Source organism: Flavobacterium sp., assembly GCF_043760115.1.
Taxonomy (GTDB): Bacteria; Bacteroidota; Bacteroidia; order Flavobacteriales; family Flavobacteriaceae; genus Flavobacterium.
Genome location: NZ_JAYUPK010000005.1, coordinates 10,019 through 30,579 on the forward strand (window position 1 = coordinate 10,019; position 20,561 = coordinate 30,579).

Consider the following 20,561-nt stretch of genomic DNA (forward strand, 5'->3'; position numbering starts at 1 on the left):
CGATTAATTAATATTTTCTTTTGTTGGTAAATTAGAATTAATATCTTTATATGTTAATTGTTTGTTTTGTGCTAAATATCAACATTTTACAAAAAGACCAAAATAAAATTTATTTTAAAATATGATAGCATTTGCTAATTTACTTAAAACCATTTTAAATCATAAAAAACTAGCTATAAGTACATTAAAAATGTTTTTTATAGTGCTGTTTTTAAACACAAATTTCTCATATTCTCAAGTTAGTTCCTACACTTTTTCTCAAAGTATAATTGGTTACACACCATTAACTGGAACACCAAATATTGCTTACGCTTCTCCTTGGAATGATCATACAACTGGTGCCACTTTTCAAGCAACAATACCTTTTCCTTTTACATTTGACAATGTTACAGGAATTACACAATTATTTATAAGTCCAAATGGTTTTATAACATTTGGCGCTGCACAACCAATAACTAATAATTACACTCCAATTAGTAATAATACTTTATATACTGGTGTGGTTTCTGCATTGGGAATAGATTTAAAATCGAATGGAAATGATGTTGTTTATGATGTTGTAGGTGTTGCTCCAAATAGAACTTTTGTAGTAGAATGGATAAATGCCGAAAGAGTAATCGCACCTGGAAATTTTGATTTTCAAATACGATTAAATGAAAGTGATAATTCTATTGAACTTTCTTATGGTAGTTGTAACCCAACCGGAGCCAATGGTTTTGTAGAAGTTGGACTTAGAGGATTAAATAATAATGCATTACAAGGAAATATCAATAATAGACAACAAGGTAGTGCTACAGTTTGGTTTGGTAATACTGGGTATTTTCAATTAAATAATGGTAAATTAAATACTGATCCAACTGCTTATCCAGATTTAGGATTAAATTTTAAATACACACCAGCTTTACCTTGCACAACACCAGCAATTCAACCTACAGCACTGGTTTTAGGTGCAACATCAATAACAGATTCATCAATAAATGGAAATTCATTTACAGCTGCAACAACTTTACCTACTAATTATTTAGTTTTACGAAGTACATCTAATACACCACCAAATGCAACACAGGTTTTAAACAGAACATTTTATCAAATAGGAAATTTAATTTCATCAACTTATACGGTAATAAATGTTCCATTATCAACTAATCCATTAGCAACTACTTTTAATCAAACTAGTTTATTACCAAATACTACTTATTATTATTGGATAATTTCTTATAACGATAGATGTCTTGGTGCGCCATTTTATAATTTAACAAATATTTTAACAGCAAATGCAACAACTTGTGCAAAAGCCACAGTTGCATCGTTAGGAAGTACTAATGGAAATGGTTTTGTTGCCAATTGGGTAAATGTTCCAACCGCAACCAATTATGCAATTGATGTTGCTACAGATGCTGGTTTTACAACTTTAGTTCCTGGTTATAATAATCTTTTAGTAGGATTAGTAAATACTTTAAATGTTTCTGGATTGTTACCGCTAACAACTTACTATTATAGAATTAGAGCAATTGGTCCAGGAGTTTGTATAATGAATAGCAATGTAATTTCAACTACTACAACTTGTGGTTACTATACTATTCCTTATTTTCAAAATGTAGATGCTTTCGCTACAGGAACATTACCAACTTGCTTTACAAAATTAGATATTAATGGAGATGGTGGAATATCTCAATGGCAAGTTCAAAATATAAATTTTTCTTCTGCATCTCGTTCAATGCACATTGGAAAAAATTTAACACAAGCTATGAATGATTGGTTTTTTATGCCAGGATTAGATTTAACAGCAGGTGTTTCATATAGACTATTTTTTAGATACAATACTGGAAATTCTACTACCTTTTCAGAAAATTTGAAAGTACAATTAGGACAAACTGCAACCGTTGTTGGAATGACAGAAACCTTAATTGATTTACCCAATATTAATGATAATGTTTTTCAAATAGCAATTGTAGATTTTGTTCCAGCAAGTTCTGGTGTTTATTATATAGGATTTCAAGGATATAGCGTTGCTAATCAATCTTATATTGTAATTGATGATATGATCGTAACGCTTTCGCCTAACTGCTTTGAACCTAAAGATGTAAGTATTGATTCAGTTTCAAATACAACTGCAACAGTAACATGGGCAGCATCATCTCCAGCTCCAGCTAATGGTTATCAATATTATTTATCACAATCCAATACACCTCCAACTGGAGCAACAATACCAACAGGAACTGTTGGAGCTGGAATTACAACTTTAAATTTGTCTGGCTTAATTCCTAGTACTTATTATTATATTTGGATTAGAGGAAATTGCAATGCAGTTGATAAAAGTATTTGGACTTTAGAAGAATCATTTAGTACAGAATGTACAACACCAACTATTATTAGTTTAACACCAACTACAAGATGTGGATCTGGAACAACAACCTTATCTGCTACTTCATCTGTTGGTTCTACAATAAATTGGTTTGCAACTAATACTAGTGTAACACCACTATCAAATGGTAATAATTTTACCACTCCTATTATAAATTCAACTTCTACTTATTATATAGAAGCTAAATCTTTTGGAGCAATCGCTAAAGTTGCACCAATAAATCCAATAAATGAAGGTGGTTTAATAGCCACGCAAAATTTTACAGGTAGTGTTTCTTTCTTTGTAACATCACCTACAACACTTCAATCTATTGATATTTTTCCAATGGTTTCTGGTCAAGTTGGACAAATTGCAATTAGAAATGCTTCTAATGTAACATTGGCAACTTTAAACATTACAACATCAGTTTCTGGAGGAACAATTGCTCAAGTTATACCAGTAAATTACTATTTTGAAATAGGAAGTTACAACTTAAATTTTTCATCTGTTCCTGCAGCAGGTGTAAAAATGAATTCTGATAATGCATTTTATCCATACTCTTCTTCTGTAGCAGATATTATGGGAAATTCTTTTGATAATACCGCTTTTTTAGGATTTTATAATTGGAAATTTACAACACAATGTTTGTCACCAAGAGTTCCAATTGTTGCAACAGTAACATCTCCACCAACTTTAACCTTAAGTTCAGCTTCAAGTACTATTTGCGAAAGCTATTCTACTCCAGTAGTAACAGTTTCTGGATATGCTTCTTATAATAGTTTAAATTGGTCGCCAAATATTGGAATTACAGGTTCTTTTGCAACTGGGTTTACTTTTAATCCAACAACAACAACAACTTATACTTTAACTGCCAATCAAACTTCTGGAGCTTTATGTGGAAATATTCTAACACATACCGTTACTGTAAACCCATTGCCACCAGCTATTATGGTAGTCCCAAATATCGCAACAATTTGTGAGAATACAATTTTACCTTTAAACGGAAGTGCTGGAGCAACAAGTGCAGTTCCAATTTTTACAGAAACTTTTAATGCACCAACTAATGCTTGGACTATTACAAATACATCTGTTGGTGGAGATTCCAACGCTTGTCAATGGACTTTAAGACCAAACAATTATAATTATATTGGTAATTTTGGTTTAAATGTTTTATTTCAAAGTGGTGATAGTTCTCAATTTTATTTGGCTAATGCCGACTCACAAAGTGCTGTTCCTGGACCATTTACAAATACTACATTAGTTTCGCCAAGTTTTAGTTTGGCAGGATATACAAGTGCCAATTTAGCAATAAATCATTACCTAAGAACTAATGCCTTTGATAATGTTAAAATAGAAGTTTCAACAGACAATGGAGTTTCTTGGGTTACAGTTAAAACTTATACTAATACTCAAGGAAGTGCAGGAGCTTTTGCAAATGATACAATTAATTTGAATTCATATCTAGGAAATTTAAATGTTAAACTTCGTTTTAATTATTTTTCGCCTTGGGCTTATTTTTGGGCGCTTAATAACGTAGCAGTTTCTGGAACTCTAGCAGCAGCATTAACTTGGACACCAATAACTGGACTTTACAGCGACGCAAGCGCAACAATTCCGTATGTAGCTGGAACACCAATTAGCGTTGTTTATGCTAAACCTTTAATAAATTCTACTTATACAGCAACAATTACAGGTTCTAATTTATGTTTTAGAACAAGTAGTACCACTATAAATGTTGTGCCTTCAACAGTAGCTGGAACAATTTCTGCAAATCAAATTCTTTGTACAGGAATAGCTCCAGCATCAATTACTTTAGTAGGAAATACAGGTTCGGTTGTAAGATGGGAATACGCAGATGATTCTTTATTTACTACAAATTTAACAACAATTGCCAATACAACATCTACACTAAATGCTGCACAAATGGGAAGCTTTCCAACAATTAGATATTTTAGAGCAGTTGTAAAAAATGGAATTTGTAATGAAGTTGCATCCAACGGAATATTTGTATCTTTTCCTTCAACTTCTTGGAATGGAAGTACGTGGAGTAACGGAATTCCAAATACAACAATGAAAGCTATTTTTAATGGTAGTTTTTCATCAACCGCCAATTTATTAGCTTGTTCTGTTCAAGTAAATTCTGGAACAGTTATAATAAATTCCAATCATAATTTAATTGTAAATAATGCAGTTATAGTTTCTGGTGGTTCACTAACTTTTGAAATCAATGCTAGTTTGGTTCAAATAAACAATGTTTTAAATACTGGAAATATAGTTTACAAAAGAGACACTACTCCAATGAAAAAATTTGATTACACTTATTGGTCTTCTCCAGTAACTCCTCAAACATTTGTTGGATTATCTCCACTAACTCCATCTGATAAATATTATAGATTTGATCCAGTAATTGCCTATTGGTCTAATGTTGCAGGAAATAGTTTAATGGACGCAGGTAAAGGATATATTGTAAGAGCACCATTTAATTATAGTGAAGCTTCAACATCAATATATAATGGAGTCTTTTCTGGCGTACCTAATAACGGAACTATAACAACACCAATCTTGGTTTCTACAACTAATTTCAATTTAATTGGTAATCCATATCCAAGCGCAATTAGCGCCGATTTATTTTTGTCAGATATTTCAAATGTAGGAGTGGTTGATGCCACAATTTATCTTTGGACTCACAATACACCAATTTCTTTAAATCAATACACATCCAATGATTATGCAGTTTATAATTATCTTGGTGGTACAGGAACAAGTTCTGCTGTAAATGGAGGAATAAATACAAGTATTCCTCAAGGTAAAATTGCATCTGGACAAGCGTTTTTTGTAAAAGGATTAAGTAGTGCCAATGTAACTTTTAAAAACAGTATGAGACTTGTTGGTAACAATTCTCAATTTTTTAAAATGGCAACTGTTCCATCAGATTCTAATTTTCAGGATTTTGAAAAACACAGAATTTGGTTAGATATAATTAATAGTACAGGAACATATAAACAAACACTTATTGGTTATGCAACCAATGCAACTTTAAATTTAGACAGAGGATTTGATAGTTCCTTTTTAAATGCAGGTAATTCAGTTGTACTATATTCTATGTCAGACACAAATACACTTTCTATACAAGGAAGACCATTGCCATTTGATGATAACGACGAAGTACAATTAGGATTTTACTCAGCAACATCAGATACTTTTCAAATAAATTTACACGATTTTGACGGATTGTTTTTAGAGCAAAATATCTTTTTAAAAGATAAATTCCTAAACATAATTCATAATATTAAAGAAAGTCCATATAGTTTTTCATCGTTATCAGGAACTTTTAACGATAGATTTTCTATACTATATAAAGATAATGCTTTAGCAAATAATGAATTCTCGTTAGATAATTTTAATGTAGTTCTGTTTAAACCAAATGATAATTTAAATATAAAAACCGATAATATTATTATAAAATCGGTTAAGATTTATGATATTAGAGGAAGATTATTATCAGATAAAAAAGAAATTAATGCAACCGAAACCTCAATATATGTAGGAACAACCAACCAAGTATTGATTGTTAAAATAACTACATCAGAAGACAAAATTATTACACGCAAGTACGTAAACTAATTATTATTTTTACCCTATTTTTAAAAGCACTACCCAAAAAGTAGTGCTTTTTGTCTTTTTATAGAAGCTTGTCAACTATTTATTTTACTACAATCATAGACGAACTACATATATGTTAGCTTAAAAACGTTAACGTGTTTCTTTAACGAGTATTGATGTTATTCATCGAAAATATTTTAATTGAGCGTAATGTCGCAGTAGTTTTGTCAAAGAAATTAAGAGCATTTATAAATATGACAACAAACACTTTAAATAACACAACTTTTAAAAAAGTAAATACAAAAGGATTTTTATTCTTAGTTGTTTTATTTTTAATGTCATCTTTTTCAATGTTTGCTCAATCTACTTCTGATGTAACAGTTAAAGTTTCTAATGATGAAGTTGTTACAGTTGAAATTAAAACAGCATTAGTTCTAGATGATACACAGTTAGATTTTATGAACTGGTTTATGGGTTCTAAACAATCTCAATCTGCTAACGATTTTTCTACTACAAATGACAATTCATCTTCATCAAGAAAAAAACAAATAATATCTTCTGGTATAACACCTAATAGAGTTCTTTATAGAACATTACTTAAAAAAGTGGTAAGCCAAGAAAACGCAATAGTTTAAGTTAGATTACTATAGATAGGTTAGTTAGTTTTAAGACAGAAACTCTTCAGAAATGAAGAGTTTTTTTTGGTTATAGTATTAACTTTAAATTTAATTAAGTTATAAATCATTTATTATTTTAATACAATTATAAAAATTAAATTTAATAGTTTTATTCTATTATTGGTGTCAAATTTAGTTTAAAACTATGCACTTTTAGTGTATTTCCCTTTCAGGTTCTAAAAACTTTGCCACGAATTACATAAATTAACACAAATTAATCCGTGCTAATTTGTGAAATTTGTGGCAAAAAATAAGTTTTACAACCGTGCAGACTTTTAGTCTGTCAACCAAATCTAAGAGCTTCCAGTCCATAGTGGTTTAGTTATAAAAAAAATCCCAAATTGAAAATCTATATATTTTAAAAACAAGCCATATATAGTATAAATAATTTCAAATAAATTAGAATTAATACTTTTTCATTTCATAGATATTCCATACAGAAAATTCAATATCAAAGAATAAAATTAAAGTATTTAAACAGTAAAAAAGAACTAGGTTTAAATTAGATTTTAGGTAGACTTATAGAAAAGAAAATAAATTGAAATAAACTACTTATTAAAAATAACACTTAAAATTGTATTAATTACTTTGTGCATTTAACAATTAAAATAGCAACTATTCAATGCGGTTTACTTGTAAAATCTCAATAAATTAATAAAAAAGATTCAATTTTTATAAACTGTACAGTTTCTAGCGTTTTTATTAAATAAATCTAATAAAATCCAATACTTCTTAACAAATTCATTGATTTTTCTTATACTATTATTCTTACTATGTTATTTTTTTTAAGACCAATTTTTGTATTTTAACGAATAATTTAACACTTTAACGATTTGTTAAAGAGTTATAAACAATTACATAAAATTTACATTCAATTAACCTAAATTTATACACAAAATTAAGCTATTAAGGAATATTCTCAAAAATTAAAAATTATGAAAGAAACTTTACTAAAAAAATTAGCCAGTAATTTATTAAACAATAACTTTAAAAAAGTAGTTGTGCTTATTGCTCTTTTAGGTTTTGTAAGTTTAAATACTATACAAGCGCAGGTAGTAGATACTTATATTGTAAATCAATTGCAATATGGTACTGCTGGAGTTCCAGCTGCATTTGCTAATATTCCGTTTCCAGCTGGAGGCGCAAATAAAATTGCACTTTCTGTTACTACAGGAAATGAAGATGACAATATATATTCAGTTGCTTTGCCGTTTGCCTTTTCTTTTGGAGGAACAAATTTTCCAGCAGCTTCAGTTTTAAAAGTGTCAACTAATGGATTTTTAACATTTGGTGCAACTGCTCCAACAGCAGGAAATTACAATCCAATTTCTAGTACAGAAGGTTATGGAGGTGCTATTTCTCCATATGGAAGAGATTTGGATGTAACAGGAGCAAGCGGAACAATAAATATTTCACATTTTACTCTTGGAGCAGTAGGTTCAAGAATATTTAAAGTAGAATGGGTTGTTAAAAGATCTACTGGAGTATCTACTCCATCAGTAGTTGGTCCAGGAGATACTAGTAATATGATTTTTCAAGTTTGGTTGTATGAAACTACCAATGTAATTGAAATGCATTATAATACGGCTACTTTTAATACGACTGCTGCATTAACTGGTCAAATTGGTTTAAGAGGAGCGAGTAATGCAAATTTTAAAAACTTAAGTTATACAAATCCTGCACTACCTTGGCCAACTTCGCCTGCAATAATGGCAGAAAGCGTACTTATAAATACTAATTCAGCTGTAACGAAAGGTACTATTGCTGCATCAAATGCTTGTTTAATAGGGACATCCAACAGAGTTTTCCGTTGGACACCAGTAACTTGTTTCGCTCCAAGTGGTTTGGCAGTTCCACCAATTTCAATAACAAGTACAACTGCAACATTAAATTGGACTGCAGCAAGTCCGGCACCAACATTGGGTTATGATTATTATGTAACAACATCTGCTGCAGCACCAATTACTGCAACTGTACCAACAGGTTCAGTTGCAGCAGGTGTACTAACTGTTTCATTAACAGGATTAACATCTGGCACATTACAATATGTTTACGTAAGATCTAAATGTAGTGGTAGCGATACCAGTGCTTGGTCGCCAGTTTTAAATTTTTCTACTTATTGTACGCCGGTCAATACATCATATCTTAATGAGTTTATTGGTCCAGCTATTCCAACATTACTTCCATTAACTAATGCGCCTTGGCACGCACCAACATTGCCAGTTTGTACCAGTCAACAAAATGTAGGATTAGGAAATCCTTGGGTTGTTTCAAATGGTACTTATCCAAATTACAGTGACTCTGGAATGACAGATGAAATATTAATGTATAATGGTCAGTCGCCAAGTAATGTTAATCCAGCAAATGTTTGGTTTTTTACAGAAGGTATAAATCTAGATGCAACTAAAACCTATGCAATAGATTATTTATATGGTGGGACAACAGCTATTTCCACTGCAATAAATAAAATGATGGTTGCTTATGGTACATCGCCTTTGGCATCAAGTATGACTTTACCTTTAGATGATCATCCAAATATAAAAGCTTCTCCTATATATAATGCGGTAGTTTTTACACCACCAACAACAGGTGTTTATTATTTTGGATTAAAAGCATATTCTGCACCAGGTAACGGACAAATGTATGTTGATGATCTACAAGTTTATGAATTATTGACTTGTAAAAAACCAACAAACGTAAGTGTTTCTAGTATTACAGGTACAACTGCACAATTAAGTTGGTTGCCACCAACACCAGCACCAACTGGAGGTTATGTATATTATGTTTCAACTACTAATGTTGCGCCAGTTAACAGTACAATTCCAACAGGAAGTACTTCTGCTAATAATGTTGTTTTAACAGGTTTAAATGGAAGTACTAATTATTATTTCTGGGTAAGAAGTAATTGTGGTTTTGGTTTCTTTGGAGAATGGGTAGCTTTAGTTAATGGAGCAAATTCTTATTTTACCACTTTAGTACAATTAAATTATTGTGCTTCTACAAGTACAACCAATCAGAATTATTTTACAAATGTAACTTCAACTAGTGCAATTACTAACATTGCAAATTCTACTGGTTATTCTGTAACAGGTTACGGCGATTATACTAACCAAATTATAACACAAGCAATAGGTGGTTCAGTTGGTTTAAATACAACTTACAATAGTATGGTTGGTGGAGTTGGAATTGCAGTATGGGTAGATTGGAATCAAGATGGAACTTTTACAGATGCTACTGAAAAAATGTATAATTCGGCTCTTTATTTAACAACTCCACCAACAATAAACTTTACAGTTCCAGGAACAGCAACTTTAGGAGTTACAAGAATGAGAGTAGTGGTAGATTGGAATGCAACAAGCCCAAATCAATGTGGTGTAAAAACAAGAGGAGAAACAGAAGATTATGCTTTTCAAGTGGTTACACCACCACCAGCATTAGTAATTGATAATATAGATGATACAGTTTGTGCAAATTCTCCATCTAATGGTATAGTTATAACAACAGGTTTAGCAACTTACAACACTTTTGCATGGTCACCATCAACAGGAGTTACTGGTACAGGAACTGTTGGTGATCCATATATTATTACTTCTAATACTACGCAAGTTTATATTTTAACTGCTACACAAACCGCAGCACCATTTAGATTTAATACTGTCAAATTTACTTATAACGCAACACCAATTCCAACTCCCATCATAATATCACCAGCATCACCAGTGGCATCATGTCAATCTGGACCAGCAGTTTTATTATCTGCAACAGGAGGAATAGTTTCTGGAGTAACTGTTTTGGGAGAAAGTTTTAATGAAGCAACAAATAGTTTTGCAAATGTTAATGCATCAACATTAGGAATTCCTGCTAACGCTGCTTGGACACTACGAAATACTGGTTATAACCCTGCAGGTTCTAGTGGTATTACAAGTGTTAATAGTAATGACTTTTCGCAATATTATATTTCAAATTCTGATTCTCAACAATCTGGTTCTTCTACAGATGTAACATTAACATCACCTACATTTAGTTTAGTGGGTTTCACAGATGCTTCCTTAAGTTTTTATCACTATTATAAAGGTTATAATAATGGTAACGCAACTGTTCAAATTTCAACTAACGGAACAGTTTGGTCAAATTTGCAAAATTATGGTCCATTTATTAATGATGGTACTCCTACTAATTTTGCTAATGTAATTTTAAATTTGAATGCTTTTGTTGGTCAGGCAACAGTTCAAATACGGTTTAAGTATGTAGTTCTTTGGGGTTTTGTATGGGCTATTGATAATTTCTTGGTTTCAGGAAGCTCAGTTACAGCAATAACTTGGTCACCAATAACAGGTTTATATACTAATGCATTAGCAACAACTGCTTATACAGGTGGTGCAACTAACGCTGTATATGCAATGCCAAACACTACACAAATATATACTGCTAGTGCAAGTTCGCCATCGCCAGTGTGTACAACAACAAAAAATGTTACAGTAAATGTTACACCAATTTTACCTGGTACAGCTTCTGCAAATCAAAATATTTGTTATGGTGCGCCAGCAAATTTAACTTTAACTGGTTCGTCTGGAACAATTGCTCGTTGGGAATATGCAACTAATTTAGCATTTACAACTCCAGTAACAATTCCATTAAGTAATTCGGCAACGTTAACTTCTTTACAAATGGGTGCATTAACTGCAAACAGATATTATAGAGCAGTTATAACAAATGGAGCTTGTATAGCATATTCTAATGTAGTTTCAATTACAATTAATTCAACAACTTGGAATGGATCTACATGGTCTAATGGCGCGCCAAATAATTCAAAATTAGCAATCTTTGACGATGTTTACAGTCCATCAACAGATCCAACTTTAGTAGGAACAGTTTTAAATGCTTGTTCTATTTTAGTAACAGCTACTGGAGATGTAAGTGTTGATAGTGGATATACTTTCAATGTATTAAACTCAGTTACAGTTGATGATGTTGGTGGTGGATTTTTAACTTTCCAAAATTCCTCAAGTTTAGTTCAAGTAAATAATGTTGTCAATTCAGGAAAAATTACTTATTTTAGAACAACAACTTTAATGCAGGTTTTTGATTACACCTATTATTCATCTCCTGTTGAGCCACAAACTTTATTTGCAGTTTCGCCACTAACATCATCTAATAAATATTTTACTTTTAATACAGTTATAAACAATTGGCAAAGTTTACCTTCTAACAGTTTAATGGATATAGGAAGAGGTTACGCAATTAGAGCTGGACAAAATTTTACAACAACTTTAATGACATATACTGCTCCATTTTTTGGAGTTCCAAACAATGGAAATATAGGACTTAGTTTTTCAATTGGTGCTGGAGATGTTGTTTTATTAGGTAATCCTTATCCAAGTGCTTTAAATGCAGACACCTTTATGTTAGCCAATTGTCCTACTATTTTAGGTGGAAATCCAGCAGGAAATTTAGATCCAAATATGTATTTCTGGACACACAATACACCAATTACTGCTAACAATTATACTGCTAGTGATTATGCAATTTACAATTACGCAGGAGGAATTGGTACAACTGGAGTTCCAGGATCAGCCAATTCTACAACACCATCAGGTAAAGTAGCCGCAGGTCAAGGGTTCTTTATGAAAGCATTAAGTAATGGTTCAGCTAATTATACTAATGCCATGCGTTTAAATGGTAATAATACTTTATTTTATAGAAATGCAAATAATGTTGAAACTGAAACCAATGCTTTAAATTTAGAAAGAAACCGTATTTGGATTGATATGTTTAACAACGAAGGTATTTTTAAACAAGCTATGGTTGGTTATGTAGATTATGCAACTAATGGTTTAGATTTAGGTTTGGATGGAGAAGTATTTGAAGCTCAAAATCCAATATCTTTATATTCTACTGTTAATAATGTACATTTAGGAATTCAAAGTAGACCATTACCATTTAATGAAAATGATATTGTTCCTTTAGGATATAGATCAGATATTGTTTCTACTTATGAAATTAAACTGTCTAATTTTGATGCTTTTTTTAACAATCAAAATGTGTATCTAGAAGATTATTTGTTAAATGTTAAACACGATTTAAAAGCGAGTAATTATTCTTTTACTACTAACGAAGGAGTTTATAATGATAGATTTGCTCTTAAATTTACACAAAATGCACTTACTAATCCAACTGCAATTTTTAACGAGCAAACAGTTGTTGCTGTTAAAAACAATCAAGGAATAAGTGTTTTGTCTTCAAATACATTGCTAGAAAGTATAACTGTATTTGATGTTAGAGGAAGAGAATTATTCACAAAAAACAATATTAATGCCAATCAATTTACAATAGCCAATTTAGTGGCTGCTCAACAAGTTTTAATCTTAAAAATAAAAGCTGTTGATGGTAAAGTTGTAGATAAAAAGATAGTTTTCTAAAATTTTTTACAGTAATAAAGTCTCATGTACAGTTGATGTGCATGAGATAATTCTGTAGAATATTTTCAATTAAAATTAAATAAAGTGTACTTTATCGATTTTTTTAGAAGTTTAACGTTTTTACTAAATTATCAATAACTTGTTTTTAAGTTTCTATATATATTAACACATTAATTAACCCAATTTTATAATTATGACAAATAATTACAATTCCTTGAGTTATCGAAGCAATTCGAATCTCAAATTTTTAGAGCCAGACATGGTTGGGAATGCTCCCAATGCTGGCAAAATGCGAAAAAGTTGGCTTGCTTGTATTATGTTTTTTATTGCATTATTTTCTTTGCAATATACAACTGCACAAGTAGGTTCAAATTACAGTTTCGCTGCAACAACTGGTGGTACAATAAATGCTATGACTGGTTCAACACAAATAGTTGCGGCTAGTTTAGATGATTCCGCCTCGGTAGTTACACCTATTGGTTTTAGTTTTGTATTTAATGGAGTAACTTATACTCAATTTTCTGCAAGTTCCAACGGTGTTATGCGTTTGGGTGCCACAGCAGCAACAACAGCTTTTTCAAATGGTACAGCAACAAGCACAACTTCTTGGTTTAATGCAACTGCTAATTTACCATTTATTTCTGCTTATTATGATGATTTGGCTACAGGTGTTGGCGGTAAAGTACATTATGTTTTAACAGGAACCGCTCCTAATAGAGTATTATTTGTTGAATGGTTTGTTACTGTACCAAGAAACACTACAGCCACAGCTGCGGCTAAATTTCAAGTGGCATTACAAGAAACTACTAATAGAGTTGTCTTTACTTATGGTGCAGGAATGGTAGCCAATACTGGAAATGCTTCAATAGGATTAGCTACCGCTGCTTCTGGAGCTGGACAAATGATAAGTGTAACAGCTAGCACAAATACTGCTAGTATAACAACTTATAATCCTTTAAATTCTGTAGCAATTCCATCTGGAACTACTTATACATTTTCACCTCCTGTACCATGTACTGGAACACCAGTAGCAGGTTCAGTTTTACCAGCTAATCAAAATGTTTGTTCTGCCACAGTACCAGCTGCGTTAGTAGCTTCTGGGTTTTCAACTGGTGTATCAGGAATTACTTTTCAGTGGTTACAATCTTCGGATAATGTAACTTATGGTCCAGTAGTTGGAGGAACAGGTGCGACAACTTCTACATATACGCCACCATCTTTTCTTGGTACATTAATATATTATAAATGTAGAGTTACTTGTACGCCATCAACATTAAATGCTGATACTGCTCCAGTAACAATAAATGTACCGGCCAATCCAACTACACAAGTTACAGCTGCGGTTGCTAGTGCGATTAATAATTCTGGTTTTACAACATCTTGGACTAACGGAAATGGTGCTAGAAGATTAGTTGTAATTAGTAACAGTACTATTACAGATCCAGTAAATGTAAATGCTGCTGCACTAGTTGCAAATACAGTTTATTCAGGTTCTGGTCAACAAATTATATTTGATGGCACAGGTTCAACGGTTACTGTAAGCGGATTGCTTTGTAATAATACCTACAATATAAAAGTATACGAATATTTACGTTGTGGCGCTGGCCCTTTTGATTATTATTATAATGTTTCAACAGGAACAAATGCAATATCAGTTTTAACAACCGCTCCATCATTAGCTACTCTACCAGTTAATAATAATTTAACAGGTTTTACAGGTGCTAACTTAGCAACAGTATTTCCAGGTTGGTCAGAAGCAACTGGAACAGCTCAAAATTTAAATCCTGGTGGAACAGCTTCTAACTGGACAAGTTCGTCAGTTCTAGGAATTCCTTCAGCTAAAATAAATTTATTTACAATTTCAAGAAATGATTGGATTGTTTCGCCAAGAGTAAATTTAACTGGAAACAGCAGAATTACTTTTAAAGCTGCAATAACTGAATTTGGAAGTGCAGCTGTAGATCTAGAAAGAATGCAACTTACAGATGATAAAGTTAAAGTATTAATTTCTACAGATGGTTGTGGATTAGTATGGACGCCATTATTTACATTTGAAGCATCTAATACTACAACTTTAACTAATGTATTTCAAAGTTTTGATTTGAATTTATCTGCTTACACTGGACAAACTGTTCAATTAGCATTTCAAGGAACTGACGGACCAGTAGACGAAGCGCCAGATTATGATTTTCATATTGGTGATTTAAAAATTCAATTAATACCAAATTGTGAAGCTCCAACAGCTTTAGCTTTATCTGGAATAACTCCAACAACAGCTAATTTTTCTTGGACTGCTGCAGTACCTGTTCCAGGTGTTGGTTATGAATATGCAATAACTACTTCGGCTACACCACCAACTTCTGGAACTCCACTTGCTGGAACTTCTGGTTCGGTTACAGGTTTAGTTTCTGGTAGTACTTATTATTTACATGTACGTTCAGAATGTGTTGCAACTACAGAATATAGTGCTTGGGCAACTTCAATTGCTTATGTAACTCCTGTAGTTTCACCAGTACCATATCTTGAGCCATTTGCAACAACTGCTTTACCGGCTTTTTGGTCAACAGATTTTTCTTTTGGTACAAATGTTAGTGTAACTGGCAATCCAGGGAATGCAATATTTAGAAATTTATGGTCTTCTACACCAACTGGTTTAATAACAACAGGAAATGTTGGAGCAGTAGTTAGCGGAATGAAATTAAATTTTGATTATAGAACTTCAAATTTTGGTGCTCCTTATGCACCTCCTGCTGCAGGATCAGGCACTTTTACATTAGCTGTTTCTTCAAATTATGGAGCAACTTATACAAATATCGAAACTGTAACCAATGATGGTATTGCAGGATGGAGAACTAAATCTTATGATTTAGCAGCTTATGTTGGTCAAAACATCAGAGTTAGAATTACTTCTAACTGGGTTAGTGGCGATTTTTATTTAGCTTTTGATAATGTTTCTGTTAATTTTCCTCCTATTACTGTAGCAAGTTTTACTCCTTCAACAGTTTGTTCTGCTGATTTAGCTTCTACTATTGTTACTTTAACAGGTACTAATTTTACAAATGCAACAGGAGTAACTTTAAACGGAACTTCTACACCATTTACTGCAGTAAACGATACAACAATAACGGTTAATTTAACTGCTGGAAGTACTGCTGGTTTATTTGCAGTTTCTAATGTTAATACATCAGGTACGAGTGCAACAGGTTTAGTTGTAAACGCAAGTCCAGTTGTTGATCCAATTACTGGATTAAATGCATTATGTATGCCAACAGTTTTATCATTAAGTGATAATACTCCTACTGGTATGTGGTCAACATCAAATCCTTTAGTAGCAACTGTAGATAATGCAGGATTTGTTACTGGAGTTTCTGCAGGTACTGTAATTATTTCTTATGCAGTTACAGTTAACGGTTGTTCTACAACAGTTACTAAATCTGTAACTGTAAGCGAGCCAGTTGTTATAACTTCTCAACCAGCTTCTCAAATTGTACTTACAGGAAACAATGCTAGTTTTAGTGTTGCTGCAACAGGAACAGGTTTAACTTATTCTTGGGAAGAGTCAACAGATTCTGGATTAACTTTTGGAGCACTTTCTAATTCAGTTGTTTTCAGTGGTGTTTCAACAAATTCATTGTTAATTACTGGTTCAACTGCCATGATGAATGGTAATGAATATAGATGTGTGGTTTCTGGAACTTCTCCATGTAGTCCAGTTACTTCTAATAGCGCAGTTTTAACTGTTGGTGATACAGGTATTGCAACACATCCTGCAAATGTTTCACTTTGTGATTCAGGATCAGCTGTATTTAATGTTGTAATAACAGGAACTGTTTTGGGTTACCAATGGTATGAAGATCAAGGTTTAGGTGCTAATCCAATTACAAATGGTGGAAATTATAGCGGAGCAACTACAGATACTTTAACAATATCTGGTGTTACGACAGTTAATAATGGCTATACTTATTATGTAATAGTTGATGGTCCAGCAAATGATCCTCAATCAAATACTGCTACTTTAAGCGTTGGAACAGGAGTAACAATTACTGCTCAACCAACTGCGCAAACGGTTTGTTATTCTGGTGGAAGTTCTATTTTCTCTGTAACTCCAGCAGGTTCATTTACAACTTATCAGTGGCAATATTCTACAGATAACGTTAACTTTAGTAATGTGGTAAATGCTACACCAACTGGAGCAACTTATACTAATGCAACTACTGCAAGTTTAACTGTTGCTACAACAGCTTTAACTCCAGCAGCAGGAACTTATTATTATAGAGCGGTAGTTGGAGCAAATGCTCCTTGTACTTCTGTAAATTCTTTAGGTGCACAATTATTAATTAATACTCCAGTGGTTTCAACTCAACCGGTTGCAACTTCTATATTAGCTGGTAATACTACATCTTTTTCAGCATCATCAGTTTCTAGTTCACCATTGTATCAATGGCAAAGAGCTACAACTCTTGCTGGAACTTATACTAATGTTGTAAATGGTACTCCTGCTAATGTAACATATACTGGTGCTACTTCATCTACTTTAAGTGTTGTTACAACTAACCTTGCAGCCGCAAGTACTGCTAATTTTTATAGAGTAGTAGTTTCTTCTCCTGTTGGATGTTCAGTAAATTCTAGTGGTGCTCAATTAACTATTGTTAATTATTGTGCATCTAATGCGACAAGCATAGATGATGATGATATTGCTCAAGTTACTTTTGGAACATTAGTAAATCCTTCAATAACTCCATCACCATTAACAGCTAATGTTAATGCAACAGGAACTTATTCAGATTTTACAGCATTACCTGCACAAAATTTTATTCAATCAACTTCATATCCAATAGAAGTAAAACAATTTAACAGTGATATTTATTTTACTTGTTGGACTAAAATATTTATTGATTGGAATAAAGATGGAGATTTTGCCGATGCTGGTGAAGCTTTCAATGGCGTTGGTGGTGTAGATGGACCTTCTACAGCTCCAGCTTCTGGAATTGTATTTTCATCAAATATTACTGTACCTCTTACTGCTTCATTAGGTTTAACAAGAATGAGAGTAGTTCTAGATGAAAACGGAACTTCGACTTCTACACCATTAGGTTGTGGAACTTATACTTGGGGTGAAACAGAAGATTATGTAATTAATATACTACCTGCACCTTTATGTTCTGGAACTCCTACTGCAGGAACAGCTACATCAAGTTCTACTGCAACGTGTGCTAATTCTACTGTAAACTTAGCAACTACAGGATTTACTTCTGGTGTTTCGGGTTTAACTTTCCAATGGTTTGGTAGAGATTTACCAGCAGGAACTTTCGCACCAATATCTGGAGCTAATTCAAATACATATACAACTCCAGCTTTAACTGTAAGTTCAGAATTCTATTGTACAGTAACTTGTACTAGCACAAGTTTATCTGCAACTACAAATACTGTATCTGTATCAGTTAGTAATTGTGAATTTAATGCTACAAGAAATACTATTTCATATAGTTCTATAATGAGTACTGGTACAGCTTACACAACATTAAGCAGTGCTGATGACGGTAAAACTAACACAGTTAGTTTAGCTGGTACTACTTTTAGATATAATGGTGCTGCGGTAACAGGATTTTATGCAACTTCAAATGGTTGGATGACATTCAATACACCACAAACTTCTGCAACTTTTACTAATGATTTAACATCAACAGGCCAAAATAATGTTTTAGCACCTTTCTGGGATGACTTAGTTATTCAAGGAAATAATATTGCTAATAAAGATACTTCTATGAAGTATAAAATTGTTGGAACTTTAGGAAGTGGAACTGCTGATATTATATTAGAATGGGCTGAAATGGAAAAGTTTACTTTTGGTGATCCAAATTTAAATTTCCAAATTATTCTTCATGAAAGTGATAATTCTATTGATTTCAATTATGGAACAATGCAATTATTTAGTGGTGCAAACAATGGTATTGCTTGGTCATATTCTGTTGGATTAAATGGAACATCTCCAGCTAATGCTACATTTGCAAATAGAGCTATCTTGCAATTTGAGAACAGTGCAAATTTTGCAACAACTACTCAAAATTCTTTAAAAAGTTCTCCATCATGTAATTCACAAATACGTTTTGTTCCTGCTGCAACATTTACAAGTGGCGTTGCACCAGCAATTATTCCTGTAAATAATGAAGTTGCTTCTGCAATTTTATTACCAGTGAATGATGATGCATGTATAAATGTATGTGGTAATGTATATTCTAGTAAAAATGCTACAGCAAGTACAGGAATAGCGGTTTGTTCTGCTACAACTCCAGGAACGCCAGATGATGATGTATTCTTTACGTTTAATACAAATGCTACAAATACAAATTATAAAATTTCTGTTCAAGCATCTAATGGTTACAACGCAGTTGTTCAAGTTTTAGATGCTACATTAACTCCAGTTGCATGTATTAATGCCTCAGCAGTTGGATTAACAGAAGCATTTGCTTCAATTACTTTAGCTACAAGTACTCAGTATTATTTAAGAGTTTATGACTCAGCAACAGGAGTTGCTGGTGGAACTTTTGGAAGTGGAGAATTTGCAATTTGTATTAATCAAATTTTACCTCCACCAGCTTATGATGAGCCAGCAGGAGCAATTGCTTTAACTGTAGGTACTAGTTGTGTTTCAACTCCAAGTATTTCTAGTGAAATATTAAGAGCTACAGCAACTACAGGTATTCAAGTTTGTAACGCAGCAACTGCTGGAACTCCAGACGATGATGTTTGGTATAAATTTACAACACCTGCAAATGCTACAGGAATTACTTATAACATTCAAGTTCAAGGTAATTCTACTTATAATGCAGTTGCACAAGTTTTCCAAGGATTGCCGAGTACAGCTAACTCTATAGGATGTGCAAACTCTACAGGAAATGGTGGTTTAGAAGGTTTAACTGGTTCAGCATTAGTATCTAATACAGATTATTATATTAGAGTTTACCATTCTGGTTCTGGTGCTGCAAACGGAAGTTTTTCTGTATGTGTTTTTGCAACAGTACCAAGTTGTATTACTGTTCCAACTGCTCCAGTTGTTGCAAGCACTGTTTGTCAATCTACAAATGGAACTACGTTATCTTGGCCAGCAGCTTTAAGTGCTACTGCCTATGATGTATATTTAGACAATGCAACTGGTACAACTTTAGTTTCTGCGGATCAAACGGCTTTAACATATACAAGTTCGGTTTTAACAGCTGGCACATATAGCTGGAAAGTTGTTCCTAAAAATGCATATGGTTCAGCTACTGCTTGTACTACATTTACATTTACTGTTCTTGCAAATCAAGTATACTACGCAGATATAGATGGTGATGGTTATGGAAATAATGCATTTACTATTATGAATTGTGTTGCTACACCAGGTTATGTTTTAATAGGTGGAGATTGTAATGACAATGTTGCATCAATCTACCAAAGCGCAACCTTATTTATAGACGTTGATGCAGATAATTATAACAATGGAACACAAATAGTATGCTACGGTGCAACAGTTCCAAC

At 32.6% G+C, this 20,561-nt stretch carries 4 protein-coding genes; all 4 read left to right on the forward strand.

What is annotated here, in order from left to right:
- The first annotated feature begins 121 nt into the window (after positions 1-121).
- Positions 122-5,968 carry a T9SS sorting signal type C domain-containing protein gene (locus ACH2BC_RS00205; protein ID WP_395051902.1) on the forward strand — a complete coding sequence of 1,949 codons (5,847 nt, stop codon included), beginning with the start codon at positions 122-124 and terminating at the stop codon, positions 5,966-5,968.
- A gap of 233 nt (positions 5,969-6,201) precedes the next feature.
- Positions 6,202-6,582: a hypothetical protein gene (locus ACH2BC_RS00210; protein WP_395051903.1), complete on the forward strand. Its 381-nt coding sequence runs from the start codon at positions 6,202-6,204 to the stop codon at positions 6,580-6,582.
- 977 nt (positions 6,583-7,559) lie between these two features.
- Entirely contained in the window at positions 7,560-13,043 is a 5,484-nt protein-coding gene (locus tag ACH2BC_RS00215; protein WP_395051904.1) for a GEVED domain-containing protein, read from the forward strand.
- A gap of 193 nt (positions 13,044-13,236) precedes the next feature.
- Positions 13,237-20,561, forward strand: a 7,325-nt coding sequence (locus tag ACH2BC_RS00220; protein WP_395051905.1) for a GEVED domain-containing protein, incomplete at its 3' end; no start/stop codon positions are given.

Bases quoted from the DNA above. Each gene is read 5' to 3' on its own strand.
- ACH2BC_RS00205 (WP_395051902.1), top strand. From the start codon at position 122: ATGATAGCATTTGCTAATTTACTTAAAACCATTTTAAATCATAAAAAA.
- ACH2BC_RS00210 (WP_395051903.1), top strand. From the start codon at position 6,202: ATGACAACAAACACTTTAAATAACACAACTTTTAAAAAAGTAAATACA.
- ACH2BC_RS00215 (WP_395051904.1), top strand. From the start codon at position 7,560: ATGAAAGAAACTTTACTAAAAAAATTAGCCAGTAATTTATTAAACAAT.